This is a genomic window from Blastococcus sp. PRF04-17 (assembly GCF_023016265.1).
Classification (GTDB): domain Bacteria; phylum Actinomycetota; class Actinomycetes; order Mycobacteriales; family Geodermatophilaceae; genus Blastococcus_B.
Window position 1 is genome coordinate 3,348,457 of record NZ_CP095412.1, and the last position, 18,806, is coordinate 3,367,262.

At 73.5% G+C, this 18,806-nt stretch carries 23 protein-coding genes and 1 pseudogene; 9 read left to right on the forward strand and 15 right to left on the reverse strand.

Translation table 11 applies throughout. The features are described 5' to 3' along the window. Positions 1 to 2: 2 nt before the first annotated feature. The 3 genes and pseudogenes from MVA48_RS16885 to MVA48_RS16895 all read right to left on the reverse strand — a co-directional run bounded on the left by MVA48_RS16885 (position 3) and on the right by MVA48_RS16895 (position 1,614). Positions 3 to 385: pseudogene (locus MVA48_RS16885) on the reverse strand (VOC family protein). Between the two features lie 2 nt (positions 386 to 387). Continuing rightward, the gene (locus tag MVA48_RS16890; protein ID WP_246981885.1) at positions 388 to 681 is read right to left on the reverse strand and encodes an ArsR/SmtB family transcription factor; all 294 of its coding nucleotides are present in this window, start codon (positions 679 to 681) and stop codon (positions 388 to 390) included. A 39-nt stretch (positions 682 to 720) separates the two neighbouring features. Further along, complete coding sequence (locus MVA48_RS16895; RefSeq protein WP_246981887.1) at positions 721 to 1,614, reverse strand: DNA/RNA non-specific endonuclease; 894 nt, start codon at positions 1,612 to 1,614, stop codon at positions 721 to 723. Between the two features lie 84 nt (positions 1,615 to 1,698). Here MVA48_RS16895 and MVA48_RS16900 point away from each other — a divergent pair, with 84 nt between their 5' ends. From MVA48_RS16900 to MVA48_RS16910, 3 genes are read left to right on the forward strand one after another with little or no spacing between them, the layout of a single operon-like run. Beyond that, on the forward strand, positions 1,699 to 2,193 hold the full coding sequence (locus tag MVA48_RS16900; protein WP_246981889.1) for a GNAT family N-acetyltransferase: 495 nt from the start codon (positions 1,699 to 1,701) through the stop codon (positions 2,191 to 2,193). A 29-nt stretch (positions 2,194 to 2,222) separates the two neighbouring features. Next, positions 2,223 to 2,438 carry a hypothetical protein gene (locus MVA48_RS16905; protein ID WP_246981891.1) on the forward strand — a complete coding sequence of 72 codons (216 nt, stop codon included), beginning with the start codon at positions 2,223 to 2,225 and terminating at the stop codon, positions 2,436 to 2,438. Between the two features lie 53 nt (positions 2,439 to 2,491). Further along, positions 2,492 to 2,704, forward strand: a complete 213-nt coding sequence (locus tag MVA48_RS16910) for a hypothetical protein (RefSeq protein WP_246981893.1) — start codon at positions 2,492 to 2,494, stop codon at positions 2,702 to 2,704. A 22-nt stretch (positions 2,705 to 2,726) separates the two neighbouring features. Here MVA48_RS16910 and MVA48_RS16915 read toward each other — a convergent pair whose 3' ends face one another. From MVA48_RS16915 to MVA48_RS16945, 7 genes are all read right to left on the reverse strand, one after another. Beyond that, the gene (locus MVA48_RS16915) at positions 2,727 to 3,881 is read right to left on the reverse strand and encodes an acyl-CoA dehydrogenase family protein (RefSeq protein ID WP_246981895.1); all 1,155 of its coding nucleotides are present in this window, start codon (positions 3,879 to 3,881) and stop codon (positions 2,727 to 2,729) included. Between the two features lie 108 nt (positions 3,882 to 3,989). Then, positions 3,990 to 4,301 carry a DUF3040 domain-containing protein gene (locus MVA48_RS16920; protein WP_246981897.1) on the reverse strand — a complete coding sequence of 104 codons (312 nt, stop codon included), beginning with the start codon at positions 4,299 to 4,301 and terminating at the stop codon, positions 3,990 to 3,992. 176 nt (positions 4,302 to 4,477) lie between these two features. After that, positions 4,478 to 4,915 (reverse strand): DUF4383 domain-containing protein, encoded by a 438-nt coding sequence (locus MVA48_RS16925; RefSeq protein ID WP_246981898.1) that lies wholly within the window; start codon positions 4,913 to 4,915, stop codon positions 4,478 to 4,480. Between the two features lie 169 nt (positions 4,916 to 5,084). Further along, positions 5,085 to 6,731, reverse strand: a complete 1,647-nt coding sequence (locus MVA48_RS16930) for a carbamoyltransferase family protein (protein ID WP_246981899.1) — start codon at positions 6,729 to 6,731, stop codon at positions 5,085 to 5,087. 52 nt (positions 6,732 to 6,783) lie between these two features. Continuing rightward, a complete protein-coding gene (locus MVA48_RS16935; RefSeq protein ID WP_246981900.1) occupies positions 6,784 to 8,499 on the reverse strand; it encodes a RecQ family ATP-dependent DNA helicase in 1,716 nt (571 codons plus the stop codon). 72 nt (positions 8,500 to 8,571) lie between these two features. After that, positions 8,572 to 10,281 (reverse strand): HNH endonuclease signature motif containing protein, encoded by a 1,710-nt coding sequence (locus MVA48_RS16940; protein ID WP_246981901.1) that lies wholly within the window; start codon positions 10,279 to 10,281, stop codon positions 8,572 to 8,574. Positions 10,282 to 10,357: 76 nt separating this feature from the next. After that, a complete protein-coding gene (locus tag MVA48_RS16945; RefSeq protein ID WP_246981902.1) occupies positions 10,358 to 11,566 on the reverse strand; it encodes a DUF2786 domain-containing protein in 1,209 nt (402 codons plus the stop codon). Positions 11,567 to 11,730: 164 nt separating this feature from the next. Here MVA48_RS16945 and MVA48_RS16950 point away from each other — a divergent pair, with 164 nt between their 5' ends. The 6 genes from MVA48_RS16950 to MVA48_RS16975 are packed head-to-tail and all read left to right on the forward strand — an operon-like array spanning position 11,731 to position 15,797. After that, the gene (locus tag MVA48_RS16950) at positions 11,731 to 12,120 is read left to right on the forward strand and encodes a TOBE domain-containing protein (protein WP_246981903.1); all 390 of its coding nucleotides are present in this window, start codon (positions 11,731 to 11,733) and stop codon (positions 12,118 to 12,120) included. Beyond that, positions 12,117 to 12,938 (forward strand): molybdate ABC transporter substrate-binding protein, encoded by an 822-nt coding sequence (gene modA / locus MVA48_RS16955; protein WP_246981905.1) that lies wholly within the window; start codon positions 12,117 to 12,119, stop codon positions 12,936 to 12,938. The genes MVA48_RS16950 and modA overlap by 4 nt, the downstream gene beginning before the upstream one ends. After that, entirely contained in the window at positions 12,935 to 13,744 is an 810-nt protein-coding gene (locus MVA48_RS16960; protein WP_246981906.1) for an ABC transporter permease, read from the forward strand. The genes modA and MVA48_RS16960 overlap by 4 nt, the downstream gene beginning before the upstream one ends. Further along, complete coding sequence (locus tag MVA48_RS16965; RefSeq protein WP_246981907.1) at positions 13,741 to 14,793, forward strand: ABC transporter ATP-binding protein; 1,053 nt, start codon at positions 13,741 to 13,743, stop codon at positions 14,791 to 14,793. Before MVA48_RS16960 ends, MVA48_RS16965 begins: the two co-directional genes overlap by 4 nt. A gap of 12 nt (positions 14,794 to 14,805) precedes the next feature. Then, entirely contained in the window at positions 14,806 to 15,390 is a 585-nt protein-coding gene (locus tag MVA48_RS16970) for a nucleotidyltransferase family protein (protein WP_246981908.1), read from the forward strand. Continuing rightward, positions 15,387 to 15,797 carry a molybdenum cofactor biosynthesis protein MoaE gene (locus MVA48_RS16975; RefSeq protein ID WP_246981909.1) on the forward strand — a complete coding sequence of 137 codons (411 nt, stop codon included), beginning with the start codon at positions 15,387 to 15,389 and terminating at the stop codon, positions 15,795 to 15,797. The genes MVA48_RS16970 and MVA48_RS16975 overlap by 4 nt, the downstream gene beginning before the upstream one ends. Here the strand turns inward: MVA48_RS16975 and MVA48_RS16980 are convergent. From MVA48_RS16980 to moaA, 5 genes are read right to left on the reverse strand one after another with little or no spacing between them, the layout of a single operon-like run. Continuing rightward, positions 15,760 to 16,299: a histidine kinase gene (locus tag MVA48_RS16980; RefSeq protein ID WP_246981910.1), complete on the reverse strand. Its 540-nt coding sequence runs from the start codon at positions 16,297 to 16,299 to the stop codon at positions 15,760 to 15,762. The genes MVA48_RS16975 and MVA48_RS16980 overlap by 38 nt on opposite strands. A gap of 25 nt (positions 16,300 to 16,324) precedes the next feature. Next, positions 16,325 to 17,170, reverse strand: coding sequence for an SMP-30/gluconolactonase/LRE family protein (locus MVA48_RS16985; RefSeq protein ID WP_246981911.1), 846 nt, complete (start codon positions 17,168 to 17,170; stop codon positions 16,325 to 16,327). A gap of 5 nt (positions 17,171 to 17,175) precedes the next feature. Then, entirely contained in the window at positions 17,176 to 17,367 is a 192-nt protein-coding gene (locus MVA48_RS16990) for a hypothetical protein (protein WP_246981912.1), read from the reverse strand. Between the two features lie 19 nt (positions 17,368 to 17,386). Next, positions 17,387 to 17,629 (reverse strand): MoaD/ThiS family protein, encoded by a 243-nt coding sequence (locus tag MVA48_RS16995; RefSeq protein WP_246981913.1) that lies wholly within the window; start codon positions 17,627 to 17,629, stop codon positions 17,387 to 17,389. Between the two features lies 1 nt (position 17,630). After that, positions 17,631 to 18,683, reverse strand: coding sequence for a GTP 3',8-cyclase MoaA (gene moaA / locus MVA48_RS17000; protein ID WP_246981915.1), 1,053 nt, complete (start codon positions 18,681 to 18,683; stop codon positions 17,631 to 17,633). Positions 18,684 to 18,806 lie beyond the last annotated feature (123 nt).

Sequence of the window (18,806 nt, forward strand, 5' to 3'; positions counted from 1 at the left end):
CGCTACATGCTGGCGATCATGATCAGGTTGCCGCAGGTGTCGTCGAGGACCGCCGTGGTCATCGAGCCCATGAGCGTCGGTTCCTGGGTGAAGCGCACGCCGAGCGCGGTGAGCCGCTCGTACTCCTTCTGCACGTCGTCGACGGCGAAGGACGTGTACGGGATGCCGTCGGCGACCAGGGTGTCCTTGTACGCCCTGGCTCCGTGGTGCTCGTCGGGCTCCAGTGCCAGCTCGACGCCGTCGGGGCCTCCGGCGACACGACGGTCAACCAGCGGTGCTCGCCCAGCGGGATCTCGGTCTTCTTCACGAAGCCGAGCACGTCGGTGTAGAAGCGCAGCGCCTTCTCCTGGTCGTCGACCAGGACGCTGGTCACGTTGATCCGCATCGTCACTCTCCTCGGGGTCCGAGCCGCCACCGCTCGGTGATGGCCCTCAACGGCGAGGTGTCCAGCGAGTGGAACTTGTAGCGGCCCTCGCGGCGCGTGGTGACCAGGCCGGCCGCCTCCAGGACCTCCAGGTGCTGCGAGATGGCCTGCCTGCTCGAGCCGAGGCCGTGCCGGCTGATCAGCCGGGTGCACAGTTCGAACAGGGTCTGGTCGTCCCGCTCCTGGAGCTCGTCGAGGACGGCGCGCCTGGTCGGGTCGGCCAGGGCCTTGAAGACGTCGCCGGACACGTCGCCCACGCCCGAACAATAGGCAAGTAACCACTTGCCTGACAAGGGTCAGTTCGTGAGGACGACGTCCTCGAGGGCGCCGAGCTGCTTCCAGCCGGTCGAGATCTGCCCCGGCGGCGGGGCCACGCCCGTGACCGGAGCCCCGAGCCGGTCGACGAGGGTGAGCTGGTCCAGGACCACCCCCGTGAGGGCCGCGATGTCCGCGATCGGCACCTGGAAGGTGCGGAACGGGCCGAGCGGCGGGATCCGCCCCGCCGCGGCGGCCTCGTCCACCGCGCCCCGCAGGTCGTCGACCATCGGCGACTGGTCGAGCAGGTAGCCGGTGGCGGCCAGCGCGTCGTCCTGCACGAACGCCACGACCTTCCAGAACCGGAGGGGGACCTGGATGCCGCGGTACGGCGGGTCGCCGGGCTCGAGCACCGGGCCGGCGAGGACGACGAGCTTCCGGTCGAACCCCGCGGCGTGCTCCTGCAGGTACTCCTCGAGGCCGAGCCACAGCTCGCGGCCCTGGTTGAACGTCGAGGCCTGGGGGGCGGCGTTGGTGAAGAAGAAGGTGTCGGCCTCCGCCTGCTTCGCCTCCTCCTTCGTCGCGCCCCAGGTCGAGGAGGCCCGCATGACGAGGTGCCCGCGGTCGAGGTCGTTGTCCGCGTAGACGGCGGGCCCGGCCTGCAGCTCCGCGGCCAGCCGCGGGTCGAGCTGCCAGCGGTCGGTGCGGCCGATCGACATCAGTTTGGCGCCGTCGAGGTCCAGCGCGGTCAGCGCGGCGAACCGACGGTCGGGTCGGTGCAGCACGCTGTAGTGGAGGTAGTGCAGCAGCACCGTGGGGGCGTCCGAGGCGAGCACGGGCAGCGGCACGTCGACCCCGAGGAAGGCGGGGTCGTAGCCGGTCCGGTCGTCGAGGTCCCGCGCGGTGATCGTCGGCAGGAGGGACATCTCGGTCATGGCGGAAGGCTGGCCCTCCGCCCGGTGACACGCCAGGAGGTCCTGCGCGGGAGGATGGCCGCCGTGGGTGCCGAGGTCCGTCCCGTGTCCGATGTCGACGACGTCCTCCGGCGGGACCTGCTGACCTGCTGGACCGACGTGACCAACGCCGGTGGCGCGGTGGGCTTCGTCCCCCCGGTCACCGAGGAGGACGTCGTCCCGCTGCTGGACAAGCTCCTGGACGGCGTCCGCTCCGGGCGGGACGTCCTGGCACTGCTCACCGTGGACGGCGCGACGGCGGGCTTCGCCAGTGTCGTGGGCTCGCTGAGTCCCCTGCGCCTGCACTGGGGAACGGTGCTGCGGGTGCAGGTGCACCCGTCCCGGCAGGGACAGGGTCTGGGCCGGGCGCTCATGGCCGGCGTGCACGACATCGCCCGCAGTCGCGGCTGGGAGTTCCTCCACCTCACCGCGCGCGGGGGCACCGGACTGGACGACTTCTACCGGGGCCTGGGCTACGTCGAGGTCGGGCGGCTGCCGGGCGCGATCCGGGTCGCCCCGGGCGACGACCGCGACGAGATCATCATGGCCTGCCGCCTCTGAGCCCGACGGCCGCTGGCAGGCTGTCGGCCATGGTTGACCCGACCCCCGACGCGCCCCGGTCCACCGACGCCCGGCGCGAGCGGCTGATCGGTCTGCTGCTGCTCGGCGTGGCCGTGGTGCTGCTCGTGTCGTCGGTCACCTGGTTCGGCACCGGCCAGATCGGCGTCGGCGTCGGGCAGCTCCTCCTCGGCATCGTCCTCGCCGCGGTCGGTGGGCATCTCTACCGGCGGAGCGCCCGCGGCTGACCGCGTTGCAGGTGTTCCCGGCGCCGCCCAGACTTTCGTCCACGACCCGAGGGATGGAGGAGCCGGTGAAGCTGGCCAAAGAGGAACTCGTCCGCGTGCTGCGCACTCAGGGCGACAACGACACCGCGGACAAGGTGGAGGCGTCGCTGCCCGACGAGATCGACACCGAGGCCCACGCCGACGAGCTGCAGGCCGCCGGCCTCCACCGCACCCAGCTCATGGCCAAGCTGGCCGGCGGAGGGCTCGGCGGCACGGTGGCCCCCTGACGGTTCTGCTCAGCCGGTCCGCTCAGCCGCTGAAGGGGCGCTCCCGCGCCAGCTCCTCCTTGGCGACGCCGCGGATGTGCACCGCATCCGGGCCGTCGACGATCCGCAGCGTGCGGGCGTGGGCGTAGAAGCGGGCCAGCGGGGTGTCGTTGCTGACTCCGGCGCCGCCGTGCACCTGGATGGCGCGGTCGATGACGTCCACGGCCACCTTCGGCGCCGCCACCTTGATCGCGGAGATCTCGGTGCGTGCGCCCTTGGCGCCGTACTTGTCGATGAGGTCGGCGGTCTTGAGCACGTACAGCCGCGCCTGGTCGATCTCGATCCGGGACAGCGCGATGGCCTCGCGGACGGTCCCCTGGTCGGCCAGCGGGCGGCCGAACGCGACGCGGGCCTTGGTGCGCTCGACCATGAGCGCCAGCGCCCGCTCGGCCATGCCGATGGCGCGCATGCAGTGGTGGATCCGCCCGGGGCCGAGTCGTGCCTGGGCGATCATGAAGCCGTCGCCCTCGCCGGCCAGCATGTTCGAGGCCGGCACCCGCACGTCGGTGAACCGCAACTCCGAGTGTCCGTGCTGGTCCTGGTACCCGAACACCGGCAGGTGCCGGATGATCTCCAGGCCCGGGGTGTCGCGAGGGACCAGGATCATCGACTGCTGCCGGTGCGCGGCGCCCTGGGGGTCGGTCTTGCCCATGACGATGAAGATCTGGCAGCGCTCGTCGGCAGCTCCGCTGGTCCACCACTTGCGCCCGTTGATCACGTAGTCGTCGCCGTCGCGGACGATCGACGTCTGGATGTTGCGCGCGTCGGAGGAGGCGACGTCGGGCTCCGTCATCGCGAAGCCGGAGCGGATCTCGCCCTCGAGCAGCGGGTTCAGCCACCGCTGCTTCTGCTCGTCCGTGCCGAACAACATGAGCGTCTCCATGTTGCCGGTGTCGGGCGCACCGCAGTTGGTCGCCTCGGGAGCGATCACCGGCGACCAGCCCATGACCTCGGCGGCGGAGGCGTACTCGAGGTTGGACAACCCGCCGAGCTCGTGGTGGAACAGGTTCCACAGTCCCCGCTTGCGCGCCTCGGCCTTCAGCTCCTCGAGGACCGGCGGGTGCTCGTGGTTGTCGTGCCCTCGCTCGGCCCGCCACTGGTCGTAGACCGGTTCGGCCGGGAAGACCTGCTCGCGCATGAAGTCCCAGAGCCGGTCGCAGACTTCCTGGGCTCGGGGGAGAGGGCGAAGTCCATGCCCGCAAGGTAACTGCGGACGTGACCGTCGTCGCACCGGGGGTGAAGGCGGTCAGGGATGGCGGGGCGTCGCCTGGCCGTCGTCGTTCTCGAGCAGCCAGCACACGGCCAGCGGCGAGGCGAGGATGAGCAGCATCGCGGCCGCCGCGAGCACCACGCGGGCCGGCAGCAGCAGGGTGGCGCCGAGCACCGCCACGGACGCGACGACCACGAACAGACGGATCGCGCCGGAGTGCGCACGCGGGCGGGCGGGCCGGCTGACGGGGCGGTCGAACGGTGCACCGCCGCTGAGCAGCGCGGCGAGCTCGGGGTCCTCGCGCTCGACGTCGGCGCTGAGGGATCGCAGCACGGGGTCGTCGTCCATGGGGGTCCCCTCGGGGTCCCGGGCGGTCTGCCGGAGGCTCGGCTGTCCGCCGCACCGCCGAGTGTGCTCCGTCGGAGGACGCTTCGGGAAGACGCCGCGAGCCGGGCCCCGACGTCCGTGGGGACGTCGGGACCCGGCTCGCGGTCGAACCGGCCGGAGGCCGGCCGGTCAGAGCGTCAGCGGCGCGAGTCGATCGCGTTGCGGACCGGCATCAGGGCGATGACCAGACCGACCAGCGCGGTCGCGATGTGCAGGATGTTGTCGGCCCAGTTGAGGCTGAGGAAGTCCCACTCCTGGCCGGTGGCGAACAGGCCGTAGATGAACGCGGCGCCGTAGCCCACCGCGAGCAGCCAGCCGTAGGTCCGCGCCCCGGACAGCGTGCGGCCCAGCACCAGACCGGCCACACCGATCAGGATGTGCACGACGTTGTGCATCCCGTTGATCTCGAAGAAGAGCAGCTTCTCCTCGGTGTTGTGGGCGAAGAAGTCGTCGAAGCCGGTGATGAAGAACCCGACGATGCCGACCAGCAGGTACACGGCCCCGAATGCGAGGGCCAGGATCTCGGGGACGGTCTTGCCCCGACCTGCGACGTTGTTGCCCGCGGAAGCGGCCATGATGTCCTCCCAGATACGTCCGCCGTGCGCACGGCGGTACCGGAACGGAGTTACCCCGCCTGACCGGCGGAAACGACGGTCGCCCGATCGTGTGGCGCACAACCGGACGGAGGCGTTCCGCCGCGGACGGGTGGTCCGAAGGGTGTTCGGACGCCGGCGGCCCAGCGGTTCAGCCCGGCAGGGTGGACCTGCTCCGGCGGACGACGAACGGGCCGATCGCGAGCAGGTCGACCGGCGCCGAACCGAAGCACTCCAGCGCATCGCGGGGGTCGTCGACCATGGGGCGGCCCGCGGTGTTCAGGCTGGTGTTCACCACCACCGGGATGCCGGTGCGCCGCTCGAAGCACTCGAGCATGCGGGCCACCAGCGGTTCGTCGGCGCGGTCGACGGTCTGGATCCGCGCGGTGCCGTCGACATGGGTGACGGTGGGGATGCGGTCCCTCCACTCGGGCGCGACGTCGTGGACGAACAGCATGTAGCGCGACGGGATCGGCCCGCGGCCGAAGATCTGGCTCGCCCGCTCGGCGAGCACCATCGGCGCCACGGGGCGGAACTGCTCGCGGCCCTTCACGTTGTTCATCCGCTCGAGGTTGCCTTGGTGGCCGGGGTGGGCGAGCAGGGAGCGGTGACCCAGGGCCCGCGGGCCGTACTCGCTGCGGCCCTGGAACCACGCGACGATGCCGTTGTTCGCCAGCACCTCGGCGACCGCGTCGGCGACGTCGTGCGGCTTCTCGTAGTCGATGGCGGCGGTGATCAGCCAGCTCTCGATCTCCTCGTCGGTCCAGCCTCGCCCGAGGTCGGCCCCGGGCATGGGCTCGGTGACGTCACCGAGATCGTGGGCCACCGACAGCGCGCCGCCGAGCGCCGTCCCGGAGTCCCCTGCCGCTGGCTGCACCCAGACCTGCTCGAACGGGCCCTCGGCGTAGATGCGGCTGTTGGCGACGCAGTTCAGGGCGACGCCGCCGGCGAGCGTCAGCGCGGAGTCGCCGGTCTGCGCGTGCAGCCAGCGGACGAGGTCGAGCATCGTCTCCTCGAGCCGCAGCTGGACGCTCGCGGCGAGGTCGGCGTGGGCGTCGGTCCAGTCGTCGCCCTTGTGCAGCCGGGGGGCGAACTGGGAGAAGTCGATCTTCTCGGTGCGGAAGCCGCCGTCGCCGGTGGCGTGGATCGCCCGCTCGAGCTCCTGGGCGAAGCGCGGTTTCCCGTAGGAGGCCATCGCCATCACCTTGTACTCGTCGGAGCTGCGCAGGAAGCCGAGGTGCTCGGTGAGGTCCTCGTAGAGCAGGCCGAGGGAGTGGGGGAGCGCCTGGCTGGCCAGCGTCTCCAGTTTGCCGTCGAGGTAGCGGCCGGCGAGGTGGCTGACCGCCTCGCCGCGGCCGTCGAGCACCAGCACCGAGTTCGACGGGTAGGGGGCGGCGAGCCCGGCGGAGGCCGCGTGCGCGACGTGGTGGGGGACGTAGACGACCTTGTCCTCGGACAGGCCCGGCAGGTAGTGGGCGAGGAAGGACGGCGCCTTCTCGGCGTACATCTTCCGCATGACGTCGCCCTCGTCGTACAACCCCGACTCCTCGGGGCTGGGCATCAGCCGCGGATCGAACGAGTAGGCGACCGCGTCGAGATCGGCGGGCGTCAGACCGGCCTCGGCCAGCGCCCAGGCGGCCGCCAGCTCGGGCAGCTCCCACGCGCTCCACGGCAGCGGGCGCTTGCCGTGCTTGCGCCGGCTGAATCGCTCCTCCTCGGCAGCGGCCACGACCTGCCCGTCGACGACGAGCGCCGCCGCCGGGTCGTGGTAGAGGGCATTGATGCCGAGGACCTTCACGTGGGATCTCCTTGTCGCCGTTCCGGTCCAGCCCCCTTACCCGGCTCCTGCGTCACATGCGCGCTCGGAGCAGGTCGTTCTCGGTGACCGCCGCCAGGCCGAGGGTCTTGTAGCCCACGTCGTCGAAGAGGACGACGAGCCGGTCGTCCTCGACCCGCATGACGACGCCGTTGCCCCACTCCGAGTGCTCCACCGGGGTCTCGACGGGGAACGGGGTGTCCGGGTCGTCGGCGCCCGCGGGCTCGTGGGCGGTGCCGGCCGAGCAGTTGTCGCAGTTGCCGCACGGCTCGTCGAGCTGCTCGCCGAAGTAGCCCAGCAGGAACTGGCGCCGGCAGTCGGTGGTCTCGGCGTAGCCGCGCATCATCTCCACGCGGCTCTGGTCGACACGCTCGTGGTGCTCGGCCAGTTCACGGGCCGCGGCGGCCGCCTCACCGGGCGGCGGCGCGTCGTCCGCCGGGTGGGCGGCGCCGTCCTCGTCGAGGACCACGGCCGACACCTGCTCGAGCAGGTTCAGGTCGCGGGCCAGCGGGGTCGCCCCCCGGCCGGTCTCCTCGCGGAGGTCCTGCACGTCCACGCCGTCCTCGATGCCGGCTGCGGCCGCGGCCTGCACCAGCCCGGCCACCTGCTGGAGCTCCTCCTCGGCCGGGGCGCCGGCGGCGAAGAACCGCCGGAGGCTGAGGTCCTCCTGCCGGTAGACCAGCACGGCGAGCGCCGGATCGCCGTCGCGGCCCGCGCGGCCGATCTCCTGGTAGTAGCTGTCCACCGAGTCGGCCGGCTCGGCGTGGATCACGAAGCGGGTGTCCGGCTTGTCGATGCCCATGCCGAAGGCGGTGGTGGCCACGACGACGTCGAGCTCGTCGGCCATCCAGGCCCGCTGGGTGTCCTCGCGGTCGCCCTTGTTGAGTCCGGCGTGGTAGGGCCGAGCGCGCAGGCCTCGGTCCTGCAGCCGGCCCGCGATCTCCTCGGTGCCCCGGCGGGTCGCGCTGTAGACGATGCCCGGCCCGCGGCCCTCGCCGAGCTCGGCGAGCACCCGGTCGAGCACCCGCTCGTCCTTGCCATGGGCATCGGCGTACTGGTCGACCTCGAGCCGGATCTCCGGTCGGTCGAACCCGGCCACGACGATCTCGGGGTCGCGCATCTCCAGCCGCTCGACGATCTCGGCGCGGACCGGCGGTGCCGCCGTGGCGGTCAGGGCGAGGACCGTCGGGTGACCGAGCTGCTCGATGACGCCGCCGAGACGCAGGTAGTCCGGGCGGAAGTCGTGCCCCCAGGCCGAGACGCAGTGGGCCTCGTCGACGACGAACAGCGCCGGGTTCGCGTCGCGGAGCGAGTCGACCACTTCCGGCTTGGTGAGCTGCTCGGGGGCCAGGAAGAGGAAGCGGATGGTGCCGTCCTGGATCGACTGCAGCGCCTCTCGCTGGTCGCCGGCGGAGAGGGTCGAGTTGAGCTGGGCCGCACGCCCCGCCTGCTGCTCGATGTCGGCCAGCCGGTCGACCTGGTCGCGCTGCAGGGCGATGAGCGGCGACACGATGACCACCGGGCCGTCGAGCAGCGGGCCCGCGACCTGGTAGACCGCCGTCTTCCCGGCGCCCGACGGCAGCACCGCGAGGGTGTCGCGGCCGGAGACGACGGCCTGCATGGCGCACTCCTGACCGGGCCGGAACTCGTCGAAGCCGAGGACCTCCCGGGCGAACTCGCGGATCCGGCGGGTGCGGACCGATGCCGAGTTTCCGGCGGGGTTGTCGTCCTCGGGGGAGCGTGGCGGCACCGGCTCCCACTCCCCGCCGCGGACCCTCGGCAAACCGTGCCCTCGGCCATGGCGCTTCCGCGGAAGCGCGGATCATCCGCTGAGCATGACGCCGGCCTCGGCCGCGAGTTTCCGGGCGAGGTCCCGGTTGCCGATCAGCACGCCGATCGCCCAGTGCAGGTCCAGCCGTTCCGAGCGCTCCTGGATGTGCCCGGCCAGCGCCGGCTCCCCGTCGGGGAACAGCACGCGGCTCATCTGCGCAGCCTCGCGCCGGAGGTCGACCCGCCGGTCGGTCCGCCGGTCGGTCCTGCGGCCGGTGCTCCGGGAGGCGGGGCGCACCGCTCCACGCGTGCCCCGCCGGCGCGGCCGTGTCGGTCGGGTGGGCCGCCGCCCGGGGCGCGGCGGCCCGGTGCGCGGCGGCCCGGTGCGCGGCGCCGGCGCCGCCGGGAGCGCCTCCTCGGGGCGACGGCCCACCACCGTGTCCAGCGGTGGCACGCCGACGAACGTGGCGTCGGCGGCGCGATCCAGGCCACCCTCGAACGCCGCGTCGGCCGTGCCCCAGACCCGTCGGCCGTCCGGGGCCAGCACGATCAGCCGGCCGGCCTTCCGGCTCAGCACGAGCTCCTGGTCGTGGACCAGCCCGTGGTCGACGTCGCAGAGCAGGACGAGGTTCGACACGTCGGTCGGCCCGCCGAAGAGCCAGTGCCGCATGTGATGGGCGTGCAGCCGCTCGACGCGGGTCTCGGGGCAGCCGGGACGGGCGCAGCCGCCGTCGCGCCGGAGCAGCACCCGACGCTGTGCCTTCGTCGCTCGCCGCTTGCGGCGACCGTGGGCGAGCGGCTCGTGGTCCTTCTCGAGCATGACCACAGCGGTGGCCTCGCACGCGAGGCGCCGAGCCTGGGCGGCGGTCAGCGCCGGCCCGCCCTCGAAGTGGGCCCGACCCGCCGCGGCGTCGTCGGCGAGCACGCCGGCGTCGACGTGGATCACCACCTCGCGGCGGGGCGGGTCACCGGGACGGCGGTCCATCGCCACGCGAGCCTCGGCCAGCGCGCCCAGCGCGCCCAGCGCGGCGATGCGCCGCGCGGCGGTCCGCTCGCGGGCGAGCCCCACGGCCTCGTCGTCCCCGCAGCGCTTCTCGACGTCCCGGTCGACCTGCCCTCCGGCGGCGCGAATCGTGTCCTGCGCGGCCGTCGCCTTCTTGCTCTGCGCCCGCTCCCGGCGGGCCTCGCGCTCGGCCAGCGAGTCGATGGCGGCCATCAGCGCGGCGCCGGCCTCGGCCGGCATGCGGACCTTCAGGGTCAGGTACCCCTCGTCGTCGGTCCAGGCGTGGAAGGACTGCTCGACCTGCTGCCGCCACTCGGCGCCGGGCTTCGCCGCCTCGTCGTCGACGCGGCGCCAGGCCCGGCAGAACCGCTCCGTCTGCGATGCGGTCGCCGTCAGTGCGAACTCCAGCAGCGGCGCCTCGCAGTCGGGGGCCGCGATGCGGGTCAGGGCCCGGACCTTCGCGTACGACAGCCGCCCGGCCGAGAACGCCGCATCGACCAGGGGGAGTCCGGGCAGCGCACGCGCCACGCGGACGTGCTCCCGCGCTGTGACCTGCGACATGCCGCACTGCCAGGCCAGCCAGTGCGCGCAGGAGTGGATGCCCACGCCCTTCCACCCGCCGCGCTCGTCGAACTCGGCGACGAGGCGGAGCCACGCCGCCGTGGCCGCCGCGAGGCGCACCGCCCCGGTCGTGATGGCCCGGGCCAGCTCGGGCAACGGTGAACCGGAGGGATGCTGCATCACATTCTTCGAACGCATGTTCGGATGCTAGGGCCGGCCGCTGACAGAACGGCAGGCCAGCGGCCCGGGGCGCTTCCGCGGAAGCGTCGGCGGCTCAGCGCAGCGACGACCGGCGGAGGCCCACGTCGGCGCGTTCGGCGGCCGCGCGCCCCGCGTACCAGCCGCCCGCGTCGACCGATGCCCGGCTGCGGCTCGAGCGGACGCGGGGGAACAGCTCGCTGACCCGCTGCTCGACCGCTTCCTGCCGGTTGCGCAGCACCGGGAGCAGATCGGCCCCGTGCTCCGCCGCCGCCTCGGCCGTGGCGCGCTGCCGGGCCGCCTGCAGGCGTTCCCCGATGCGGTGCGCGTACCCCAGCAGGAAGGAGTGCCGGAACGACCGTGACCCACGGAGCCGGCCGGATCGTTCGGCGGCTGCCAGCCCCTGCGCCACCTGCAGGAGCAGCGACGTGAACAGCAGCTCCACGGCGGCGACGTCGGCACGGACGCCGACCAGGTTCGCGATGCCGAGCGTCTGGTACCAGACCAGCCGGACGTCGTTGGCCTCCGCCACCGCGCCGAGCAGCTGCATCTTGGCGCGTACGTACGGGTCCCGGACGTGCACCCGCCGCGCCGTCACCGCCTGCCCTCCGGCGGATGCCGGTCCCGCATCCAGGAGAGCGGTGTCGAGCGCGTGCCGCGTCATCAGCTCCTGGGCCTTGGCCGTCAGGGCGTCCGCCTCTTCCGGGAACTCGGTCGACTCGGCCTTGGTCAGCAGGCCACGGATCCGGCGCAGCGCCCGCTCGTCGCCGCCCGATTGGTGGTTGTCGTGCCGCACGCGCGGCGGACCCCACCGGGACGGCGGCGGCACCAGCGCATCCATCCGGGCAGACCACTTCAGGGCCACCGCCAGCCGCAGCACGATGCGCCAGGCCTCTTCCGCACCCCGCCGCCCGGTGCGGTGCCAGGCATGGATCACCGCAGGATCGCCGGCCCCCAGCGCACCCAGCTCCGCGAGTTGCTCCACCCAGACGTCGGGTGCGCGGCCTGCGGCGTCGACCCGGCGGGCGTGCTCGGCGATCAGCGCCACCGCCAGCGGCACGGCACTGCTCGTCGCCTCGCGCTGGGCGAGGTGCACGACGTCGGCGGGCTGCCACCCCCGCTCCCACGTCTCCTCCAGGCCGGCGAGCAGCTCTCGCGTCACCCCGCCGTCGGCGTCGACCGAGGGATCGTGCCTCGCGAACGTCTCTGCGACCTCCCTGGTGATGTCGGCGTCGAGCAGCGCGCCGCGCTGCAGGAGTTCGGTGAGCATGGCCCCGGTCGTCACGCGAGGCATGCTGCCCGTCGGGACCGACGTCCGGTCGTGGCACGTTGTGGACGGCGTGCCCGGTCCACAAACTCGCGCTGCGGTGTTGACAGGACGACCGCCTTCCGCACCTGCGGAGCGGAGATCGTTGTCATGCCCGCAGGTGCGGAGCTACGGTGCACGGCGTGCCGACCAGCTACCGGATCGCCGAGGCCGCGGCCCTGCTCGGCGTCAGCGACGACACCGTTCGACGGTGGATCGACAGCGGGAGGCTCGTGGTCTCCCGCGACGTCGGGCCGGCCACCGTGGACGGGGCCGACCTGGCCGGCGTGGCGACCCGGCTGCGCGAGGCGCCCGAACCAGGGGCCACGCCGTCCTCCGCGCGCAACCGGCTGACCGGCATCGTCACCCGCGTCCTCCGGGACACGGTGATGGCCCAGGTCGAGATCCAGGCCGGTCCCTTCCGGCTGGTCTCGCTGATGTCGCGCGAGGCCGCCGACGAGCTGGGCCTCGAGGTCGGTGTCCGCGCCGTCGCGACGGTCAAGGCCACCCAGGTCAGCGTGGACGTCCCGTGAGGCGACGTGTGCTCCTGGCCGTCGCCTGCCTGACCGTGCTGGTGGGGTGCGGCGGCTACGACGGCGACGCGCCGCCCGGCGAGGAGGAGGTGCTCACCGACCCGCAGGGCGACGAGGGCCTCACCGGCACCCTGACCGTCTTCGCCGCCGCCTCGCTGACCGACGTCTTCACCCGGCTCGGCGAGCAGCTCATGGAGGAGAACCCGCAGCTCGACGTCCGGTTCAACGTCGCCGGCAGCTCCGCGCTGGCCGCCCAGCTGCTGGAGGGGGCCCCCGCCGACGTGTTCGCCGCCGCCGACGAGGCCCAGATGAGCCGGGTCCAGGACGGTGGCCTGATCGGCGCGGCCGAGCTCTTCGCGGAGAACCCCCTCATGCTCGCCGTCCCGATCGAGAACCCGGCCGGAGTGGCCCTCCCGGAGGGCGGGATGCCCAGTCTGTCGGAGCTCGTCACCGCCGACATGACGGTCGCGGTCTGCGCGCCCGAGGTGCCCTGCGGCGCCGCCGCAGCCGAGGTGCTGGAGGCATCGGGTCGGTCCGACGCCCCGGACACCTACGAGGACGACGTCCGCGCGGTGCTGACCAAGGTCCAGCTCGGCGAGGTGGACGCGGGGCTGATCTACCTCTCCGACGTCCACGCCGCGGGCGACTCGATCCTGGCGTTCGCGTTCCGCGAGGCCCCCCAGGCGGTCAACCGGTACCCGATCGGCGCTCTGGAGGACTCCGCCAACCCGGACGCGGCGCGGGCGTTCGTCGACCTCGTCCTCTCGGCGGAGGGCCAGCAGGTGCTCGCCGACGCGGGGTTCCTGCCGCCGTCGTGAGCCCTCTCCGCGGCGGCGACTCGACCCGGATCCCTGCCCCGCTCCTGTTCCCGGCCGCCCTCGGTGTCGCCTTCCTCGTCCTGCCGGTCCTCGGCCTGCTCATTCGCACGCCCTGGTCCTCCCTCGGCAGCCGGCTGACCGAGCCCGGCGTCGGCGAGGCGCTGCGGCTGTCGCTGGTCTCGGCGACCATGGCGACCGGCGTCTCGCTGCTGCTCGGCGTCCCGCTCGCCTGGGTACTTGCGCGCTCCCGCATCCGCGGCCGTAGCGTCCTGCGCGCGCTGGTCACCGTGCCGCTCGTCCTGCCGCCGGTCGTCGGCGGTGTCGCCCTGTTCCTCGTCCTCGGGCGGCAGGGCCTCGTCGGCCGCTGGCTCGACCAGGCCTTCGACATCACGATCCCGTTCACGACCACGGCGGTCGTCATCGCCGAGACCTTCGTCGCCATGCCGTTCCTCGTGATCAGCGTCGAGGGGGCGCTGCGGGCGGCCGACGCCCGCTTCGAGGACGTCGCCGCCACCCTCGGCGCCGACCGCTGGACGACGTTCCGCCGCGTCACCCTCCCCCTCGTCGCTCCCGGCATCGCCGCCGGCGCCGTCCTCTGCTGGGCCCGCGCCCTCGGCGAGTTCGGCGCCACCATCACCTTCGCCGGCAACTTCCCGGGGACGACGCAGACGATGCCGCTGGCCGTCTACCTGGCGCTGCAGCGCGATCCCGAGGCGGCGATCGTGCTCTCGCTCGTCCTGCTCGCCGTCTCGCTGGCCACGCTCCTGCTGCTGCGGGACCGCTGGCTGGGCCGGGCGGCGTCATGACGCTCGAGGCCACCGTGACGGTGCTCCGGGGGCCCCTCGCTCTCGAGGTCGAGCTGGCGGTCGAGGACGGCGAGGTGCTCGCCGTCCTCGGCCCCAACGGCGCAGGAAAGTCCACCCTGCTCCGAGTTCTCGCCGGACTGCTCCCTCCGGACTCCGGCCGCGTGGTCGTGGACGGAGAGCACTGGGACGACGCTTCCGCGGGAACGCGGCTGCCCACGCACCGCCGCTCGCTCGGCGTCGTCTTCCAGGACGCGCTGCTCTTCCCGCACCTCACCATCGGCCACAACGTCGAGTTCGCGCTGCGCAGCCGCGGCATCGGCCCGGCCGCCCGCCAGCAGGCTGCTGCGGCGTGGCTCGCCCGGGTCGGTCTCGACGGCTTCGCGGCCCGGCACCCGGCCCAGCTGTCCGGCGGCCAGGCCCAGCGTGCGGCGCTGGCCCGGGCGCTGGTGGGGGAGCCGGCACTGCTGCTGCTCGACGAGCCGCTCTCCGCCCTCGACGCGCGCACCCGGCTGGAGGTCCGGGCCGAGCTGCGCAGGCACCTGGCGGACTTCGGCGGCAGCACGGTGCTGGTCACCCACGACCCGGTGGACGCGATGGCGCTGGCCGACCGGGTCGTCGTCCTCGAGGACGGCCGGGTCGTGCAGGCCGGGACGCCGGTGGACGTCAGCCGGCGCCCGCGCACCGACTACGTCGCCCGCCTGGTCGGCCTCTCCCTCCTGCCCGGGACCGGCGAAGGGCGCACGGTGAGGCTGGCGGACGGCGGCACGGTGGCCGTGGCCGACGAGGTCGACGGCCCGGTGTTCGCCGCGGTGCGCCCCGAGTCGGTCGCGCTCTACCTGGCCAGGCCCGCGGGCAGCCCGCGCAACGTGTGGCCCGCCCGACTGGTCGGGGCCACCCCGCACGGCGCGACGGTCCGGTGCGAACTGACCGGGGAGGTGCCGCTCGTCGCCGACGTCACCGCAGCCGCGTTCGCGGAGCTGGGACTGGCGACGGGGTCCGAGGTGTGGGCAACCGTGAAGGCCTCCGAGGTCGCGGTCTACTCGCGCTGACAAGGTGGGGACATGCAGACAGCCGCCGTCGTCCTCGCCGCCGGGGGCGGCCGTCGCTACGGGAAGCCCAAGGCGTTGGTCGAGTACGAGGGCAGCCTGCTGGTCGAGCGAGCGGTTCGGACGGCGCGGGCGGCCACCGATGTCGTCCTCGTCGTGCTCGGCGCGCAGGCGGTCGACGTCTGGCGCACCGCCGACCTGACCGGCGCGACCGTGCTCGCGAACAAGGACTGGGAGTCCGGCATGGCCTCCTCCCTGCGCACCGGTCTCGACGGCCTCCGCGGCTTCCCCGGCACGGTCGACGCCGCTCTGATCACCCTGGTCGACATGCCCGGCATGACGCCGGAGGCGCTTCGGCGCATGGCCGAGCACGCGAGCCCCGACGCGCTGGCCGTGGCCACCTACGACGGCGTCCGCAGCCATCCGGTGCTGCTCGGCCGCGACCACTGGGCCGGGGTGATCGAGACGGCGCAGGGCGACGAGGGTGCCCGCCGCTACCTGGCCGAGCACTCCGCAGCGGGAAAGGTGACCGAGGTGGACTGCACCGGCCTCGCGGATCCGACCGACCTCGACGTGCCCGGGGTACCTTCGGCGCCGTGATCGCCCGGGTCGTCGACGTGCCGCTGTCGGTCGCCGAGCACGAGGACGCCGTCGCGGACAAGGCGGCCGGCGCCGTCGTCTCCTTCGCCGGCGTGGTGCGCGACCACGACGGCGGCCGGTCGGTCACCGAGCTGGAGTACGTCGGCCACCCCACCGCCGAGGCCGTGATCCGCGAGCTGGCCGAGGAATTCGCCGCCCGCCCGGACGTGCACGCGGTCGCGGTGAGCCACCGCATCGGCCTGCTCGGCATCGGGGACGTGGCCCTGGCCTGCGCGGTCAGCGCCGCGCACCGGGGCGAGGCATTCGCCGCCTGCGCCGAGCTCGTCGACGAGGTGAAGAAGCGGCTGCCCATCTGGAAGCGGCAGGTCTTCACCGACGGCGAGGAGGAGTGGGTCGCCTGCCCGTAGCGGTGGGTGCAGGGCCGACCGGCATCCCGGCCGCCAGCAGGGTGCTGAGCACGCGGGCGCATGCCTCGATGACCGGCAGTTCGCGCGCCGCACTCCGCGGCCTTGCTCGGAAGGCCACGCCGCAGAGGGTGCCGAACAGCGACCCGTCGGGCGCCACGATCGGAACGCCCACGTAGGCGGCGGCGTCACGGAGCGGTCCGGTGGTGAGGGACGCGTACTCCGGGACGGCGGCGGTGACCGTGGCCATCCGGGGCGCGGTTCCCTCCACCATCTGCCGGCAGAGGCTGCGTTCCCAGGGCAGGGCCGCACCCGGCCGGACCAGACCCTCGGGATGGCTGTGGAGGACGGTCTGCCGGCTCTCGGAGACGCAGGTGACCATCCAGAGGTCCCAGCCGACGTGCTCGTGCAGAAGGCGCAGGAGACCCTCGGCGGCGGAGTCCCAGCTCCGCCACGGCGCGACGTCGGCGATCCCCGCCGGAACCATGCCGAACGTTATTCCCATGGCGCCCCAGGCGGCAATCCTGGGTTCAGCCGGCGAACTCCCGGACCGGGAGACCACGGACGCCGACCTCGGCCCGGAACAGGGAGCCCGCCTGCGGGTCGTCGTCCGGGCCGAGGTTCTCCCGCGAGGTGGTGATGAACAGCTCGTCGAGGCGCTCGCCCCCGAAGGTGCACGCGGTGACCTGGGCGGCGGGCACGTCCACCACGGCGTCCAGGCGACCCGTCGGGTCGTACCGGTGCACCGCACCGCCGCCGAACAGCGCCACCCACACACCGCCCTCGGCATCGACGGTGAGGCCGTCGGGGTTGCCGTCCTCGCCGAAGTCCACGAAGGGACGACGGTTCGTGAGGCCGGCGTCGGGGTCGTAGTCGAAGACGTCCGTCCGGTGCGTGCCGGTGTCGTCGTAGTAGGCCAGCGTGCCGTCCGGGCTCCACTCGAGGCCGTTGGAGATCGTCACCCCGTCGAGCACGCGGTGCACGGGTCCGCCGGGGTCCAGCCGGTACAGCGCGCCACCGCCCGGCCGCTGGTCATAGGCCATGGAGCCGCACCAGAAGCGGCCGTCGGGATCGCAGCCGCCCTCGTTCATGCGGACGTCGTCACCGGACCACACCGGGTCCAGCGGCGTCAGCGAGCCGTCGGCGTCCTCGAGGGCGAACCCACGCTCCAGCGCGATCACCGCTCCACCGCCCCGCCGGGGCCGCAGTGCCGCGGCCACCGTGCCGACCGACCGGCGCCGGACCGTTCCGTCCGGGTCCAGGGCGAGGACGTCGCCGGCGAGCATGTCCACCCAGCGCAGCCCGCCCCACGAGGGCGACCAGACCGGGCCCTCCGCGTGATGGGCGACCGGTCCGGTGACCTGTTCGGCCCGCACGCCGCTCAGCGCGCCCCGGCCAGCCCGTCGTCGTCCGGCCGTCCTTCGGTCGTGGCGGCCGGGTCGACCTCGGCCTCCAGGAGGTGCGCCTCGCCCGCCGCGGTGGCCGCGGCGTCGCCGTGGGACTCGCCGTAGACCTGCTCCGCGCGGGCCAGCAGCTCCTGGGCCTTGGCCTTCGCCTTCTCGAAGATGCTCATGACCGTCCCTTCGCCCGGGTCATCCGCCGGCAAACGGGGGCAGCACGTCCACCACCGCCCCGGGTGACAGCACCAACGCCCGGTTGCGGGTCGTGGTTCCGTCGACCAGGAACGAGCACGCCGTCAGCACCCGCTCGAGGTGCTGGCCGTGCGCCTCGACGAGCTGGGCGACCAGTTCGTCGAGCGTGGCCGCCTCGCGCGTCTCGGTGTCGACGCCGGACGCCGCCCGTGCCCCGGCGAAGTAGCGGACGGTCACCGCCACCTCAGCCTCCGATCGCCGACATCGGCCGGGACGGCTGCAGGAAGCTCGGGTCGTCGATGCCGTGGCCGGGCAGCTTGCCGAGCGTGGCGATCCGCCAGCGGTCGGCGAGCTCCTCGTCGGTCGCGCCCTCGCGCATCGGCGTCCGCAGGTCGGACTCCTCGCGGGCGAACAGGCAGTTGCGCACCTGACCGTCCGCGGTGAGCCGGGTGCGGTCGCAGGCGCCGCAGAACGACCGGGTCACCGAGGCGATGATGCCGACCGTGGCGGGGCCGCCGTCGACCAGGAACCGCTCGGCCGGGGCGGAGCCGCGCTCCTCGGTGTCGGGCGTCAGCGTGTGCGCCGCCGATAGCTGCCCGAGGATGTCCTCGGCGGTGACCATCCGGCCGCGGGTCCACGCGTGGTGGGCGTCGAGCGGCATCTGCTCGATGAACCGCAGCTGGTAGTCGTGCTCGAGGCAGAAGTCCAGCAGCGGGACGGCGTCGGCCTCGTTGATGCCGTGCAGCAGGACGGCGTTGACCTTCACCGGGGTGAGGCCGGCCTCGTGGGCGGCGGCCAGACCGGCGAGGACGTCGTCGAGCCGGTCGCGGTGGGTCAGCTGACGGAACCTGTCCCGGTCGAGGGTGTCGAGGCTGACGTTGATGCGGTCCAGCCCCGCGGCTGCCAGCGCCGGGGCGACACGGGCCAGCCCGATGGCGTTGGTCGTGAGGCTCACCTCGGGCCGCGGGGTCAGGGCCGTCGCGGCGGCCACGATGCCGACCAGCCCCGGGCGCAGCAGCGGCTCGCCACCGGTGAACCGCACCTCCCGGATGCCGAGCTGCTCGACGCCGATGCGCACCAGCCGGGCGATCTCCTCGTCGGTGAGCACCTCGACCTTGGGCAGCCAGTCCAGGCCCTCCGGGGGCATGCAGTACGTGCAGCGCAGGTTGCACCGATCGGTCAGCGACACGCGCAGATCGGTCGCCACGCGGCCGTGCCGGTCGACCAGCCCGCCCGTGCCCGGGGCCGGCTCGTCGGCCGGGCGCACCCAGGGGTCGGGCAGCGGACTGCTGGTCATGCCCCGAATGTAGTGCCGGAACGGCGAAATGCGATCCGGCGCGACGGGCGGACGTTGCTAACGTCGCACCCGCCACCCGAGAGACCGGCGGAGCAGTCTCTGCACTCGCTCGTGGCCAGAGAG